18 protein-coding genes and 1 riboswitch are annotated in these 15,110 nt (G+C 68.8%); all 18 genes read right to left on the reverse strand.

The window, feature by feature from the left end; genetic code table 11:
* Positions 1-9: 9 nt before the first annotated feature.
* The gene (locus tag H7290_RS17335) at positions 10-1,050 is read right to left on the reverse strand and encodes a PAS domain-containing sensor histidine kinase (protein WP_290515273.1); all 1,041 of its coding nucleotides are present in this window, start codon (positions 1,048-1,050) and stop codon (positions 10-12) included.
* Positions 1,051-1,105: 55 nt separating this feature from the next.
* Positions 1,106-1,915, reverse strand: a complete 810-nt coding sequence (locus H7290_RS17340) for an RNA methyltransferase (protein ID WP_290515274.1) — start codon at positions 1,913-1,915, stop codon at positions 1,106-1,108.
* A 19-nt stretch (positions 1,916-1,934) separates the two neighbouring features.
* Positions 1,935-2,327, reverse strand: coding sequence for a 50S ribosomal protein L20 (rplT, locus tag H7290_RS17345; protein WP_290515275.1), 393 nt, complete (start codon positions 2,325-2,327; stop codon positions 1,935-1,937).
* Positions 2,328-2,381: 54 nt separating this feature from the next.
* The gene (gene rpmI, locus H7290_RS17350; protein ID WP_290515276.1) at positions 2,382-2,576 is read right to left on the reverse strand and encodes a 50S ribosomal protein L35; all 195 of its coding nucleotides are present in this window, start codon (positions 2,574-2,576) and stop codon (positions 2,382-2,384) included.
* The gene (gene infC, locus H7290_RS17355; protein WP_290515291.1) at positions 2,577-3,305 is read right to left on the reverse strand and encodes a translation initiation factor IF-3; all 729 of its coding nucleotides are present in this window, start codon (positions 3,303-3,305) and stop codon (positions 2,577-2,579) included.
* A gap of 281 nt (positions 3,306-3,586) precedes the next feature.
* Positions 3,587-4,054, reverse strand: a complete 468-nt coding sequence (locus H7290_RS17360) for an SseB family protein (protein ID WP_290515277.1) — start codon at positions 4,052-4,054, stop codon at positions 3,587-3,589.
* Entirely contained in the window at positions 4,051-4,464 is a 414-nt protein-coding gene (locus tag H7290_RS17365; protein WP_290515278.1) for a PH domain-containing protein, read from the reverse strand. The genes H7290_RS17360 and H7290_RS17365 overlap by 4 nt, the downstream gene beginning before the upstream one ends.
* Positions 4,452-5,297 (reverse strand): ATP phosphoribosyltransferase, encoded by an 846-nt coding sequence (gene hisG / locus H7290_RS17370; RefSeq protein WP_290515279.1) that lies wholly within the window; start codon positions 5,295-5,297, stop codon positions 4,452-4,454. Before hisG ends, H7290_RS17365 begins: the two co-directional genes overlap by 13 nt.
* Positions 5,298-5,371: 74 nt before the next feature.
* The gene (locus tag H7290_RS17375; RefSeq protein ID WP_290515280.1) at positions 5,372-5,635 is read right to left on the reverse strand and encodes a phosphoribosyl-ATP diphosphatase; all 264 of its coding nucleotides are present in this window, start codon (positions 5,633-5,635) and stop codon (positions 5,372-5,374) included.
* A gap of 48 nt (positions 5,636-5,683) precedes the next feature.
* Entirely contained in the window at positions 5,684-6,154 is a 471-nt protein-coding gene (ribH, locus tag H7290_RS17380) for a 6,7-dimethyl-8-ribityllumazine synthase (protein WP_290515281.1), read from the reverse strand.
* Positions 6,151-7,389 (reverse strand): bifunctional 3,4-dihydroxy-2-butanone-4-phosphate synthase/GTP cyclohydrolase II, encoded by a 1,239-nt coding sequence (locus tag H7290_RS17385; RefSeq protein WP_290515282.1) that lies wholly within the window; start codon positions 7,387-7,389, stop codon positions 6,151-6,153. The genes ribH and H7290_RS17385 overlap by 4 nt, the downstream gene beginning before the upstream one ends.
* Positions 7,386-8,030: a riboflavin synthase gene (locus H7290_RS17390; RefSeq protein ID WP_290515283.1), complete on the reverse strand. Its 645-nt coding sequence runs from the start codon at positions 8,028-8,030 to the stop codon at positions 7,386-7,388. Before H7290_RS17390 ends, H7290_RS17385 begins: the two co-directional genes overlap by 4 nt.
* Positions 8,030-9,073: a bifunctional diaminohydroxyphosphoribosylaminopyrimidine deaminase/5-amino-6-(5-phosphoribosylamino)uracil reductase RibD gene (ribD, locus tag H7290_RS17395; protein WP_290515284.1), complete on the reverse strand. Its 1,044-nt coding sequence runs from the start codon at positions 9,071-9,073 to the stop codon at positions 8,030-8,032. The genes H7290_RS17390 and ribD overlap by 1 nt, the downstream gene beginning before the upstream one ends.
* A gap of 74 nt (positions 9,074-9,147) precedes the next feature.
* A riboswitch (FMN riboswitch) is annotated at positions 9,148-9,285 on the reverse strand.
* 54 nt (positions 9,286-9,339) lie between these two features.
* Positions 9,340-10,002, reverse strand: coding sequence for a ribulose-phosphate 3-epimerase (gene rpe, locus H7290_RS17400; protein ID WP_290515285.1), 663 nt, complete (start codon positions 10,000-10,002; stop codon positions 9,340-9,342).
* 41 nt (positions 10,003-10,043) lie between these two features.
* Positions 10,044-10,610 carry a helix-turn-helix domain-containing protein gene (locus H7290_RS17405; protein ID WP_290515286.1) on the reverse strand — a complete coding sequence of 189 codons (567 nt, stop codon included), beginning with the start codon at positions 10,608-10,610 and terminating at the stop codon, positions 10,044-10,046.
* 199 nt (positions 10,611-10,809) lie between these two features.
* Complete coding sequence (locus H7290_RS17410; RefSeq protein WP_290515287.1) at positions 10,810-12,093, reverse strand: transcription antitermination factor NusB; 1,284 nt, start codon at positions 12,091-12,093, stop codon at positions 10,810-10,812.
* On the reverse strand, positions 12,090-13,013 hold the full coding sequence (gene fmt / locus H7290_RS17415; protein WP_290515288.1) for a methionyl-tRNA formyltransferase: 924 nt from the start codon (positions 13,011-13,013) through the stop codon (positions 12,090-12,092). Before fmt ends, H7290_RS17410 begins: the two co-directional genes overlap by 4 nt.
* A gap of 122 nt (positions 13,014-13,135) precedes the next feature.
* Positions 13,136-15,110 (reverse strand): primosomal protein N' (locus H7290_RS17420; protein ID WP_366927648.1); only part of this gene is annotated, 1,975 nt, incomplete at its 5' end.

Consider the following 15,110-nt stretch of genomic DNA (forward strand, 5'->3'; position numbering starts at 1 on the left):
TCGGGTCGTTCAGTCGGTCATCGAGTCGGGCTCGTTGATCGGGAACCACACCCGGATCTGCGCGCCGCCACCCTCGGCATCCAAGATGTCGATCGAGCCACCGTGCTGCTCGACGATGCCTCTCACGATGTACATGCCGAGGCCACTGCCGGCGCCCGGCCCCGAACGCCAGAACCTGCTGAACACGCGCTGACGCATCTCTTCGGGGATGCCCGGCCCGTGGTCGTGTATCTCCAGGGACACGCCGCCCCGGAAGTCGGGGTGCTGGGTGTTCTTCACGACCACCTCGCGCAGGCCGAATCCGTGCCGCATGGCGTTCTCCACGAGGTTGGTCACGACCTGGGTCATGCGGTCGCTGTCGCCCCAGATGAGGTCGAGATCGTCACCGATGTTGATACCGAACGGCTCGGTCGCGCCGCCCGACATGTTGGTCAGCACGTTCCGCACCACCTCATCGAGCTTGACTGGGCCGCGCTTCAACGTGAGCCTGCCGGCGTCGATCCGCGCTGCGTCGAGGAGCTCGGTGATGAGCCGGCTCAACCTGTCGGCGTCGGAGTCGACGGTCTCGAGCATCAGCCGGCGCTGCTCCTCCGTGAACTTGTCCCACTTGGTCAGCAGCGTCGACGTGAATCCCTTGATACCCGTGAGGGGCGAGCGGAGCTCGTGGGCGACCGTCGCGACCAGGTCAGACCGCTCACGATCGCGCTGGTTACGGATGCGGGCGTTGCGAACGCTGACGACGACCCGCGTCACCGGACCGGCCGGCCGGTCGCGCACCAGGGAGGCGGTGATGAGGTACTCGCTGCCCTTGGGAGACCACCACCCCTGTTCCGAGACCCGTTTGCGGATGTTGAGACCGTCGTACGGGCGGGAGCAGTCGTACCAGGAGTTGCCGTTGAGATCGTCGAATGGCACCGCCTCGGACAGATGCATGCCGATCATCTCGTCGCCGATGGCCCTGGCCATGTCGCGTATGCGTTCGTTGACGTACTCGACGATCCCGTCGGGTCCGGCGATGATGACGCCGTCCGGGTAGTCGTCGTAGTCCATAGAAGTTGAATCTAGTACGAAAGAACTATTCCTGACTATTCGGCCCGTCGTCGTGTCATCCGGCGTGGCGCGCGCGGGCCGAGGCGTAGAGGCAGACGGCGGCGGCCGTCGCCAGGTTGAGGCTCTCGGCCCGGCCGTAGATCGGGACCGCGACGACGGCGTCGGCGAGCCCGCGTGCGTCGCGAGAGAGGCCTGTCGCCTCGTTGCCCATGACCCAGGCCGTCGGCCGTGCAAGGTCGAGGGCGGCGTCGAAAAGCGCCATCTCCCCCTCACCATCGGCAGCAAGCACCTGCAGGTCTCGGGCTGCCAGGACGGCCACGACGTCCGCGAGATCACGGTGCACGATGACCGGTAGGTGGAACAGGCTCCCGGCGCTGGCACGCACCGCCTTGGGGTTGGTCGGGTCGACGCTGTCGGCGCAGAGCACGACGGCGTCGGCGCCCGCCGCATCAGCGCAACGGATGACGGCGCCCGCGTTGCCGGGGTCACGCATGTCGACGCAGACCACCACGAGCGACGCGTCTGCGGGCAGCCCGTCGAGGTCGAGCACGACCGAAGCGCAGCGGGCCACGAGACCCTGGGGCGACGCAGCGTCGCTGATGCCGTCGACCACGTCGTCGTCGACGACGTGCCACTGGACCCCGCTCTGACGGGCGCGCTGCTGAAGGTCGGCGTGGCGCAGCGTCGCTTCGGCCGTGGCGAACACCTCGATGGTCACTCCCACGACCGTGAGCGCCTCGCGGACGGCCTGCGGCCCCTCGGCGAGGAATTCGCCGGTGTCGGACCGGAACGCACGAGTGGCGAGCCGCCTGGCGTGCTTCACACGTCCGGATCGGACGGTGAGCTCACCTGGCGTGCTCGCCACTGCGTAACGGTTGCCGCGGTCAGGCCGCGGCGCCGTCCTTGGGTGCGTTGACGTCGGCCGGAAGGTTGTCCTTCGCGACCTGCACGAGTGCCGAGAAGGCAGCCGGCTCGTTGACCGCGAGATCGGCCAGGATCTTGCGGTCGACCTCGACCTCGGCGGCCTTGAGGCCCTGGATGAAGCGGTTGTACGTCATGCCCTCGGCGCGGGCGGCAGCATTGATCCGCTGGATCCAGAGCCGACGGAAGTCACCCTTGCGCGCCTTGCGGTCGCGGTAGGAATAGACGAGCGAGTGGGTGACCTGCTCCTTGGCCTTGCGGTACAGCCGCGACCGCTGGCCGCGGTAGCCCGCGGCGCGCTCCAGTGTCTGGCGGCGCTTCTTCTGGGCGTTGACAGAGCGCTTGACGCGTGCCATCTCAGTTCTCCTTCACGATTGTTGTGTCGCTAGTCGTTGTGTCGGGGCGCGCGGTCAGAGACCGAGCATCTTCTTCACGCGGGGGACGTCGGCCTTGGCGACGTCGGTGGAACCTTCAAGGCGACGCTTGCGCGAGGACGACTTGACCTCGAGCAGGTGACGACGGTTGGTCTGCTCACGACGCAGCTTGCCGCTGCCAGTGATCTTGACGCGCTTCTTCATCCCCGAGTGGGGCTTGAACTTCGGCATTTATGCCTCCATGTCTGGGTCGAGGTTCTCGGAACGACGACGTGGCTTCTTGGGTGTTGCAACGGCATGGGCGGCTTCACGATGCGCCTTGACCTCAGCCTCTTCGGCTTCCTTCTCGGCTGCCTTCACGCCCATGCTCTTGACCTTCTCGGCCTTGACCTCGGCCTGGGCCTCGGACTTCTTCTTGAGCGGACCAAGAACCATCGTCATGTTGCGTCCGTCCTGACGGGCGTTGGACTCGATGAAACCGAGATCCTCCACATCGGCGGCCAGACGCTGCAGCAGCCGGTAGCCCAGCTCGGGGCGGTGCTGCTCGCGTCCGCGGAACATGATGGTGATCTTGACCTTGTCGCCGGCCTTGAGGAACCGCACGACGTGACCCTTCTTGGTGTCGTAGTCGTGCTGGTCGATCTTCGGCCGGAGCTTCATCTCTTTGATGATGGTGTTGGTCTGGTTGCGCCGTGACTCGCGAGCCTTTTGCGCCGTCTCGTACTTGAACTTGCCGTAGTCCATGAGTCGGCAGACGGGCGGGCGAGCTGTCGGGGCCACCTCGACGAGATCGAGATCGGCTTCGGCCGCCAGTCGCAGGGCATCTTCGATTCGAACGATGCCCACCTGTTCACCGCCAGGACCGACGAGGCGTACTTCTGGCACTCGGATTCGGTCGTTGACGCGCAGCTCTGTGGTGATGGATCCTCCTGAGGTGGTGGAGAGGCCATCAAAAAAAATGGCCCCCGTTGCGAAACGGAAGCCACCAGTGACGTGTTCCCGGAGGAACATGCCTACGGTCGGCCATCACGCCCGAAGGCACTTCTGACCGACTGATACCCCGAGGTCAAGGACCAAGCAGGTGGGAGGTGGACCTCCACTTCTTCCACAAGGTTATCAGCGACGGCGATCGCTTGTGAAATCGAGGATGGTGCGCGGGTCGCGCCGCAGGCATGAACTGTCCTGATCGTGGGAGGAGTTAGGTGCTCAGGCGCCATGTCCTGGGAGCTGGCGGGGTGGGGTCAGGTGGAGGCGGGAAGCCAAACGGGGCCGGCTTCGCTCTGCACGAGGCGGTCGCCTGCCGCGAGATGTTCGACGTCGGCGGTCTCGATGACCGTGAAGGTCGGGTTGGCAAGATCGAGGACGATGGCGGCAGCGCCCTCGTCGAGCGCCGCCCGGGCCGCGTCGCCGCCACGTATCGGCACCGGCCTGGCCTTGGCGTCCCACTGCATCATCGACAACACGCTGCTGAAGGCCAGCAACGCCCTGCGGCCGTCGGCCCCGGTCATGAGCACGGCAGCCATCTCGGCATTCTTGTCGCCATCGGTGGGCGCCTCACCCAGCAGCGCGATGATCGGGACGAACACCCGCGCATCGGCGATCACTGAGAGCACCGAGATGTCATCACCGAACGCCGCGGCCAGCACCATGTCGGCGGTGCCGTCGTCATCGGGGAACGCTGGGCTGGCGAGCGTCCGATCGTGATTCACCGCAGCCGTCCGCGGAGGTAGGCCATGGCCTCGCGGGCGTATGGCCCATCGGTGCCCTGGATCGCGAACAGCATCACGCGCTCGTCGTCCTTCGTGACCAGCGTCGGCCACGGAGCGCCGGAGTTCATCGCGAATCCTTCGACGTCGCCCCACGCGACCCGGTGGCGCCGATAGCCGTTGAGCACCTCGATGCCGTCGTCGTCTGCGCGCACGAAGCTGCGCCCCACTCCGTGCAACATCGCCAGCACCACGAGGATGATGATCCACAGCGTGACGTCCTCGGCGGGGGTGAAGTAGATGTCGGACGGCAGCGCCGTCCCGACCACCGCCGTGAGGGCCAGCATCAGCACCGCCACGACGTAGGCGACGATGCGGGCGCCTCCCGGCCGGAACGTCCTCAGATCCGGCACGCCAAGATATCCGTCACGAGGATCCCGCGGGCTCCGAGCTCGTAGAGCCCGTCCATGACCTTCTGGGCAGTGTCGCGCGGCACCATCGAGCGCACGGCGACCCACCCCTCACGATGAAGTGGCGACACCGTGGGCGACTCGATGCCGGGTGTGAGCTCGACAGCCCGTTCGACCTCGTCCACACGGATGTCATAGTCCATCATCACGTACGTCCGGGCGACGAGCACACCGTCGAGGCGACGCTTGAAGACCGCGAAACCGGCCGGCTCGGGCGCGTCGAGGCGGGTGATCAACACGGCTTCGGACGACAGGATGGGCTCGCCGAACACCTCAAGATCGGCCTGGCGCAGCGTACTGCCGGTCTCGACGACGTCAGCGATGGCATCGGCGACCCCCAGACGCACCGACGACTCGACGGCGCCATCGAGCCGGACGACCTCGGACGTGATGCCGCGCTCGAACAGGTAGGTGTCGACGATGCCGGGGTAGGACGTGGCGATGCGCTTGCCGTCGAGGTCCTGGATGGTGGCCATCGTGCCGATGGGCGCAGCGAAGCGGAAGGTCGATGCGCCGAAGCCGAGCGCGATGTTCTCGACGGCGTGCGCGCCGGAGTCGAGCAACAGGTCACGGCCGGTGATACCGATGTCGAGCGTCCCCTCCCCCACGTAGATCGCGATGTCGCGCGGTCGGAGGTAGAAGAACTCGACGTCGTTGTCGGGGTCGAGGGTGACCAGGTCCTTGGCGTTACGGCGCTGGCGGTAGCCGGCCTCGGCGAGCATGTGGGCGGCCGAGTCTGCAAGCGCTCCCTTGTTGGGGACGGCGATCTTGAGCATGGATCTCTCTTCTCAGGAGTTCTGTGACGCTGGGGGCGACGGAGGCACGGACGGACACCCGAGGGTCCGGTCCGTCACAGATGCGCGTAGACGTCGTCGAGCGTGATTCCGGCGGCGATCATCATCACCTGAACGTGGTAGAGCAGCTGGCTCAGCTCTTCGGCGGTGCGTTCGGGACCTTCGTGCTCGGCGGCCATCCACGACTCGGCGGCCTCCTCGACAAGCTTCTTGCCGATGGCGTGCACACCGGCATCGAGCTCGGCGACAGTGCGCGAGCCCTCGGGGCGCTGAACGGCCTTGTCGGCGAGCTCGGCGAAGAGTTGGTCGAAGGTCTTCATCGCCCAGAAGTCTAGGCCCACCGTCGCGGGGCCCCCGCCGGGCCCGGCTCAGAGGAGATTGCGCAGGATGTTCCAGGTCGCGAGTGCAGCCTCGGCGGCCTCGCGGCCCTTGTCCTCGCGGCTGTCGGGCAGACCCGCGCGGTCCAGCGCCTGCGCCTCGTCGTCGCACGTCAGCAGTCCGAACCCGATGGGCACACCGGTGTCGAGCGCCACCCGGTTGAGCCCGTCGGTGGCAGCCGCCGAGACGTACTCGAAGTGCGGCGTGCCCCCACGAATGATGACCCCGAGCGCGACGACGACGTCGAAACCATGCTGAGCGTGAGCCAGGGCGAGGACAGGAAGCTCGAACGAGCCGGGCGCCCGGACGAGCGTCACGTCACTGACGTCGGCGTCGGACAGGGCGCGTTGGGCCCCGGCAATCAGTCCGTCCATGACCTCGGTGTGCCACCGGGAGGCGACGATGACGACCTTCGCCCCGGCGCCGTCGGCGAAGATCTCCGGCGCACCGTGACCGCTCATGCCGACTCCCCTTCGCCGCTGGTGACATCGAGGCCCGGGAGGTCGTGCCCCATGCGTTGGGCCTTGGTCCGCAGGTACGTGAAGCTGTCCTTCGTGGCGGCGACCACGAGCGGCAACCGTTCACTGATCTTGACCCCGTAGGCCTCCAGCGCCGTGGTCTTGTCGGGGTTGTTGGTGAGCAGCCGCGCCGACGTGACACCAAGGTCACGCAGGATCTGTGCCCCGGCGGCGTAGTCGCGCTCGTCCTCACCGAAGCCGAGCTGCAGGTTGGCGTCGACGGTGTCACTGCCCGCGTCCTGCAGCGCGTACGCCTGCAGCTTGTGCAGCAGCCCGATGCCGCGCCCCTCGTGCCCGCGCAGATAAACGACGATGCCCGCGCCGGCGGCGGTGATCTCGGTCATCGACAGCTCGAGCTGCGGTCCGCAGTCACACCGCCTCGACCCGAACACGTCACCGGTGAGGCATTCGGAGTGGATGCGGGTGAGCACGTCCTCGGTGCCGGGGTCACCGTAGACCAGGGCGACGTGTTCCGACCCTTCGATGCGGTCGCGATAGCCGTGTGCCGTGAACTCGCCGAACTCGGTCGGGAGCCTCGTCGTGGCCAGCCGATCGACCTGCGACTCGTGCAGACGGCGGTAGACCTGAAGGTCCTCGATCGAGACCAGCGCAATGCCGTGCTCGTCGGCGAACTCCCGCAGCGCCGGGGCGCGCATCAGCGTGCCGTCGTCGTGCAGGACCTCGCCGATGACACCGGCGGGGGTGAGGCCGGCCAGCCGCGCGAAGTCGACGGCGGCCTCGGTGTGGCCGGCCCGCTCGAGCACTCCACCGTCCTTGGCCCGCAGCGGCAGGATGTGGCCGGGCTGGTTGAGCTCGAACGGCTCGGTGGCCGAGTCGGCGAGCACCCGACACGTACGGGCCCGGTCGGTGGCGGAGATGCCCGTGGTGATGCCGTCGCGGGCGTCGATCGAGACCGTGTAGGCGGTGCGCATCTTCTCGCGGTTGTGCGGGGTCATGAGCGGGATTGCGAGCCGGTCGAGAATCTCGCCCGTGATGGGCGCGCAGACGAGGCCGCTGGAGTAGCGGACGAGGAACGCCATGAGCTCGGGCGTCGCCTTGCTCGCCGCGAAGATGATGTCGCCCTCGTTCTCGCGATTCTCGTCATCGACGACCACGATGGCTTTGCCCTCGCGGAAGTCGGCGACGGCGCGTTCGATGCTGTCCAGGTGCACGCTCATGCTGTGTCCTTCTCGTTGGCCGGGTCTTCACGAGCTCCCAGCAGGCGCTCGACGTACTTGGCGAGGATGTCGACCTCGAGGTTGACTCGATCGCCCGCGACCTTGGCACCCAGGGTGGTGTCGGCGAGCGTCGTCGGGATCAGCGACACCGAGAACCACGAGCCGTCCGGTGTCGCGGCATCGCCGTCAACGACCTCCACGACGGTCAGCGACGTGCCGTCAACCGTGACAGACCCCTTGTCGACGAGATATCTCGCCAGCTCGCGGGGCAGACCGATGCGGATGATCTCCCAGTGCTCGCTGGGGATGCGGTCGATGAGGCGACCGGTGCCATCGACATGGCCCTGGACGATGTGCCCACCGAGCCGTGCGCCGGCCTTGGTCGCGCGCTCGAGGTTGACCTCGTCGCCGATGCCGAGGTCGCCGAGCGACGTCTTGTCGAGCGACTCCTTCATGACGTCGGCAGCAAACGTCCCGGCGCCCTGCGCCATGACGGTCAGGCAGACGCCGCTCACGGCGATCGAGTCGCCGTGGCGCGCGTCGGACGTCACCAGCGGGCCGCGGATCGTCAGGCGCACGGAGTCGCCCAGATCGTCCACCGCCGTGATGGTGCCCTTCTCCTCGATGAGTCCGGTGAACATCAGTCGAAGTCCTCTCGCTGCATGCGGCCGGGGGTCCCGATGATGCGGATGTCCGGCCCAACCATCCTCAGGTCGTCGAGGTCGATGGGGCGCAGGTCTGCCAGCGTGGTGGCTTCGCCCTCGAGCGCGGCCCGGCCCGAACCGAGCATCGCCGGCGCAATGTAGCCGATGACGCGGTCGATGACACCGGCGTTCCAGAATGCCCCGGCGAGCCGGGGACCTCCCTCGAGCCAGACGTGCCGGATCTCGTTCTCCACCAGCTTCCGCAACACCTCCGCGGGGTCGCGCGACTGGATCATCAGGGTGGGAGCCACCCGGTCGAACACCCGGTAGTAGTTCGGGATTTTGGTCTCACCGACGACGACACGCAGCGGCTGCTGGTCGTACGGCAGCGGCATGTCGTTCTCGTCACGAACCGTGAGACGCGGGTCGTCGGCCAACACTGCGCCGGTGCCCGCGACGATGGCATCGGACTCTGCCCTGAACGTCTGCACGTCGCGCCGCGCCTCCGGGCTGGTGATCCACTTGCTCGTGCCGTCGGGCGCCGCGCTGAGTCCGTCGAGGGTCGCTGCGTACTTCCAGGTCACGAACGGCCTGCCCCGAGTGACGGCGTACGTCCACTCAGGGTTGAGAGCCGCAGACTCCTCGGCCAGCACGCCGGTCTCGACGGCGACGCCAGCATCGGCAAGCACCTTCGCACCGCCCGGGGCCGTCGCGTCGGGGTCGGACTGCGCGGAGGCAACCCGAGCGATGCCCGCCTCGATGAGGGCGGTGGAGCAGGGACCGGTGCGGCCCGTGTGGTTGCAGGGCTCGAGGGTGACGACCGCGGTGGCCCCGCGGGCTGCTGCTCCGGCACGCGTCAGCGCATCGATCTCCGCGTGGGGGGTTCCGGCGCCATGGTGGACACCGATGGCGAGCTCGGCGCCGTCGGGCGAGAGGAGGACGCAGCCGACCCGCGGGTTCGGGAGTGTGCGCCGGGTCGCGCGGGCAGCAGCGAGCGCGCGGCGCATCGCGTCGATCTCGATGTCGCTCTGCGGTGTCATGCATTCCTCCGGGTCGGTGCTGGCGCGCGGACTCCGGAGTGGTCAGACGGCGACGCATGGACGCGTCTGCCCGCCTGCGTGCGCCTCTCATCCGGACTTTCACCGTCGGTGCCGGAGTTCCACCGGCTCAACCGTTGCCACACCTGGGATGTGACCGCGGGTCGCGGACTATCACCGCCGGTTCGGAATTACACCGACCCCGGAGCACGCGAGCACTGCTGTGAAGCTGTGATGCTCGTGCTCCAAGTCTAGCCCGGGCGGCCGGGTCAGTGCCCGGTACCTCCCGCTTGCGCCCGGAGCTCGGCGACCATCCGGTCCGGATCCTCTGCCCCGAACACGGCCGAGCCGGCTACGAACACGTCTGCCCCGGCCTCCGCGCAGCGCTCGATCGTGTCGAGTGACACCCCACCGTCGACCTGGAGCCAGATGTCACCACCGTGCTTGTCGATGAGGGTGCGCGCGCGACGGATCTTGGGCAGACACATGTCGAGGAATGCCTGACCGCCGAACCCGGGCTCCACCGTCATGACCAGGATCATGTCGAGCTCGGGCAGGAGGTCCTCGTACGGCTCGATCGGTGTGGCCGGTCTGAGCGCCATCGAGGCTCTGGCGCCCAGGGCGCGAATCTCACGGGCGAGTCGGACCGGTGCTGCCGCCGCCTCGACGTGGAACGTCACGCTGCCAGCGCCTGCTTCGACGAACGACGGTGCCCACCGGTCGGGGTTGTCGATCATCAGGTGCGCGTCGATGGGTTGAGCCGCCACCTTGGCGAGCGCCTCGATGACGGGTGCTCCGAGCGTCAAGTTGGGCACGAAGTGGTTGTCCATGACGTCGACGTGGAGCCAATCGGCGCCCGCGATACGCGCCGCCTCGCTCTGCAGGTTCGCGAAGTCGGCCGACAGCATGCTCGGGGTGATCTGGATGCCCATGGCGCCAGCGTAGTGGCCGCTCCGGCCGGGTCGAGGGTCAGTCAGCGCGACGGGGAGTCGCACAAGACGCCGTCGACGATGATACCCAGCAGCGACCCCGTGGAGTCGGCGCTCATGCCACCTGCCCCGTCGATGACGCTCGCCACTCCACTCACGAGCCGCATGACGTCACGCGACTGCACGCCGTCACGCAGCTGACCCGTGCTGTCGACGTAGTCGAGCACGCGCTCGTTGGCTGTCGAGAGCACCCGGCACTTGCGGTAGATCGGCGATGAGGGGTCGTCCATCGCCGCCGAGATCTTGGCCGCCGCGCCGCGGTGCAACGTGATGTGACCGATGAACACCTCGAACCACCCGGTGAGCGTCTCCCGGGCCGGCAGCGCAGCGGCCACGGCAGCCTCGCTGTCGGCGACGACCCTGGTGGTCCAGTCGCGCATCAGCACGTCGATGAGGTCGTCGCGCGTGGGGAAATGCCGGTAGAGGGTGCCCGGTCCGACGCCGGCGCGCTTGGCGATCTCGTCGAGCGAGCCGGTGGCCCCGCTCTCGGCGAAGACCTCGCGGGCAGCGGCGAGCAGCTTGTCGTAGTTGCGCTTGGCATCTGCCCGCATCGGTCTGTCGCACCCGGACTTCTCTGCTGACACCGTTTGCGGTGTCCCCGTCTGGGGTGCCGTGACTGACGTCACTTGCCAACCCTTCTTGTCAATCAGAGACCATCTCCGCATGTTCGAAGAACCGGAGTCCTTCTCCGCCTAGTCTACGCCACCACCTATCGCGCGACAGGTACATCTCCGCGACCACTCACAGGACTCAGGAACGTCGGAGCAGGGCGCAGAACATCGCGTCCGTGCCGTCGATGTGGGGCCACCACTGGTGGGTTGACTCGATGTTGACGTCGTCGCGGCCAGCGGTGACCGTCTCGAGCACTCCACGGGTCTCTTGCAGGTGGGGTGAACAGGTGGCATAGGCCACTACCCCGCCGGGGCGAACGAGCTCGAGCGCACGGGTCAGCAGTGCCGTTTGCAGCGGCACGAGCTCGTCGAGGTCGGCCATCTCGCGGCGCCAACGGGCCTCGGGACGCCGCCTCAGGGCGCCGAGCCCAGTACAGGGAGCATCCACCAGCACACGATCGAACGAGGCCGGCTCCCACGGGCCGTGACGCCCGTCGGCGGTGGTCACCTCGACGTTGCCGAGCAGACGCACTCCCTGGCGGACCAGCGCGGCTCGGTGTTCCAGGATCTCGTTGGCCACGAGCGTCGCACCGCGCTGCTTCGCCAGCGCTCCGAGCAGAGCGGCCTTGCCGCCGGGGCCGGCACACAGGTCGAGCCACCGGGTGTCGGATCCGTCGACCTGCGCCTCGGCCAGCGAGATGGCGACCAGCTGCGATCCCTCGTCCTGGACGCCCGCCCTGCCGTCACGCACCTGCGGGATGGCACCGGGGTCGCCACCGGCGTCGAGGATGCGCGCGTAGGGCGACAGCGTGCCGGGGATGCCCGGAAGGTCGTCGGGCTCGCACAACCCCGGTCTGGCCACGAGCGTGACCCGCGGCGGGGCGTTGTCGGCGGCGAGGAGCTTGTCGATCTGTGCTCCGTGGCCTCCGAGCGCCTCGTGCAGGGCCTTGACGATCCACAGCGGGTGCGACGTGCGCACTGCGCGTGCCTCGTCGCCCTCCAGTCCGGCGGTCACCACCTCGAGCCAGCCGTCGAGATCCTTCTGGCCGATCTTGCGCAGCAGCGCGTTGACGAAGTGCACCGGCTTGTGGCCGATCTCGCGGCGTACGACGTCGACCGTCTCGGACACGGCAGCGTGCGGGGGCACCCGCATGTTGAGCAGCTGGTGAGTGCCGAGCCTCAGCGCGTCGAGCACTGGCGGGTCGATCGAGGCGATGCCCTTCGTGGCGACCTGACCGATGATCGCGTCGTAGGTGCCCTGCCGCCGGATCGTGCCGTGGACGAGCTCGGTGACGAATGCGGCGTCGCGCCCCTCGATGTGGTGCTCGTCGAGCATGGCGGGCAGCACGAGGTTGACGTAGGCGTCGCGCTCGGCGACCGCACGCAGGACATGGAACGCGATGGCGCGCGCGGGGTCACTCATACGAACATCGCCTCAGCGGCAAGCGCCGTCCCGCGTCCCCAGTCGGCCGCCTGCATGCGCTTCTTGCCGACCGCCTGCACCTCTGCGAGCACGAGGTCGGTGGTCGTGGTTCCGACCCGGACCTCGCGCTTTGCGACGTGCAACCGGCCGACATCGAGGGTGCGGTCGTCGGCGATGGTCGCCGGGCCGATCTTGATGCGGTCGTCACCCAGCATGGTCCAGGCGCCCGGCGCCGGTGTGCACCCGCGGATGTGACGGTCAATCGCGAAGGCCGGCCTGTTCCAGTCGATGCGACCCTCCTCGGTCGAGAGCTTCGGTGCAAACGAGATGTTGTCCTCAGGCTGTGGCACAGCCGCGATGTCACCATCCTCGATGTGATCGACGACATCGACGAGCAGCCGGCTGCCGAAGTCGGCCAGGCGCGAGAGAAGCTCGGCGGTGGTGTCGTCCTCACGGATGCGCTCGGTGATGGATCCGAGCACCGGCCCGGCATCGAGCTCCTCCACGAGGCTGAACACCGTGGCGCCCGTGACCTCGTCACCGGCCATGATGGCGCGCTGCACCGGCGCGGCTCCCCGCCACGCCGGGAGCACCGAGAAATGCAGGTTGATCCAGCCGAAGGTCGGAATGTCGAGCGCCTCGCGGCGGATCAGCGCCCCGTAGGCCACGATCGGTATGCAGTCGGGCTTGAGCGCCCGGAGACGATGCATGAACCCCGGGTCGGACGGCTTGACGGGCTTGAGCACCTCGATGCCGTGCGCTGCGGCGACTTCCGCGACGGGCGAGGCGGCGAGGGCACGACCGCGTCCTGCCGGCGCATCGGGCCTGGTGATCACGGCGATCACCTCGTGGCGGCTCGCGACGAGTGCTTCGAGGGTCGGAACCGCCGTTGACGGGGTTCCGGCGAAGACGACTCTCACGGCGACGAGTCTAGGACCCGTCCCATCGGCCCCGCGCCGCACCGTCGCGCACCGACACACCCCAGCCCTCTTCGTGGACGGGAAACGGTGTTGGCGGCCGGGCCGGGAATCGGTGGGCGGGCCTAGAGGGTGGGCGGGTCTACCTGGATGCGGAGACCGGGCTGCTTGGCGGCGCTGCGCTCCGCGGCGCACTCCCGGAGTGCCGCGGCCAGTGCGGCTCCCTCGCGACGGGGCGAGCGCAGGATCAACCTCTCCCCCGCCTCCCCCTGCGGCGCACGTGGATCGACCGGGACGGGCCCCAAGATCTCGGTGTGCGGCGTCCACGACCGGCCGGCCAGGGCGGTGAGCACGGCGTCAGGCCCGTCTATCGTGACGAGTCGCGCCGCGGGCGGCAGGTGCGTCTCGGATCGACCGGCGAGCTCGCGGGCCGCGAACCCGGCCGGGTCGGCACGCACCAGCGCCTGCAGCATCGTCGGGTCACCCACGGCGATGGCCGAGGCGCCGACCCCGGCGAGGGCGAGGGCGTTGAACCATCGACGGTGAGACTCCTCCTCGACGCGGATGTCCTCACGGCCGATCATCAGCCACGTGTCCATCAGCACCACGAGGTCGTAACCGCCAGCGACGTGCGGCTCGGCGCCGGGCGTCGCCAGCACGAGGACCCGGCCGGCCGGCACGTCGTCACGGATCGTGTCGCCTCCGGACGTCAGCACCTCGACGCCGGGAAAGGCCCGGCCGAACTCCTCTGCGGTTCGCAGCTGACCCACCACGGGAGAACGTAGAACAGTGGCGTGGCAGTGGGGGCACGCCCACGGGGACGCCGCACGAGCGCACCAGCGGCACGTGATCGGCGCCCCGGCCGATGCCTGGCCGAGCGGGCCCTGACATGTCGTGCAGCGCGCCGGTTGACGACAGGCCTGGCACGACAACGCCTCGCGGTAGCCGCGGCGTGGCACCTGGATGAGCACCGGGCCGGTCGTGGCCCGGATGGCCCGGAAGACCTCGCGCGGCAGGCGCGCGGGAGCCGATCCGGCCGACGACCCGTCGGTGACCTCGAGCCGGGGCCACGCGGCGCGCCGGGTGCGCTGGTCGGCGGCCAGCTCGACACACCAGCCGCTGTCGAGCAGCGACTGCCCCTCGGCGGTGCGGGCGTGACCACCGATCAGGAGCGCCGTGTGCTGCGCCGTCGCCCTCAACAGCAGCACCTCTCGTGCGTGGGGGTAGGGAGCGCGAGGCTCGGCGAAGAGGTCGTCGCCGTCATCCCACATCGCCACGAGTCCGAGGTCGTGCACGGGCGCGAACGCCGCTGCGCGGGTGCCGAGGACCACGCGCACCTCGCCGCGCGACATCGCGAGGAACGAACGGTAGCGGGCCTCGGGCTTCTGCGTCGACGTGAGCGACACGTGCCGGCCCGGACCCAGGACCTCGGTGAAGACGGCGTCCCACCGCGCCACGTCGCGCACGTCGGGCACGCACACCACCGCACCACGGCCGGACTCCAACGTGGCAAGCACGGCCTCGGCGACGGTGTGGGCGGGGTCGTGGCCGGGCACCGCGGACCACCACGCCCGGGGTTGCTCACCAGCCCTCAACGCTGCGAGGAAGTCGGTGCCACGGCCGTAGGTCTGCCAGTCGGAGACCACCGGCGCAGCCGGCAGGTCGGCTGCCGGCACAGCAGCCGACGCCGCCGACTCGGCGCGGGCGCGGCGTGGCGGTACGGCGAGCCGAAGGACGTCGCCGAGGGTGCCCGCGTACCGATCGGCGACCGTGCGGGCCAGCGCGAGGATCTCCGGATGGAGCACCGGCTCGGACGAGACGACCGACGCCAGAAATGCCAACCGACCCTCGTGAGCGCTGCGCTGGACGCGATCGACGACGAACCCGTCGACCAGGCGCCCCGCGAACCGCACCCTGACCCGGCACCCGGCGACCACCTGGCCGTGCAGCGCCTCGGGCACCAGGTAGTCGAACAGCCGGTCGAGGTGCGCCAGGCCCGAGTCGACGACGACGTGGGCCACGGACAGGTCTGCCGCCGCCACTAAAGCCGGCTTCGCCCGCGCCGGACGCCCGCGGGGCGGGGATGACGAAGGGGCCAGA

The organism is Aeromicrobium sp. (genome assembly GCF_014378035.1).
GTDB lineage: Bacteria > Actinomycetota > Actinomycetes > Propionibacteriales > Nocardioidaceae > Aeromicrobium.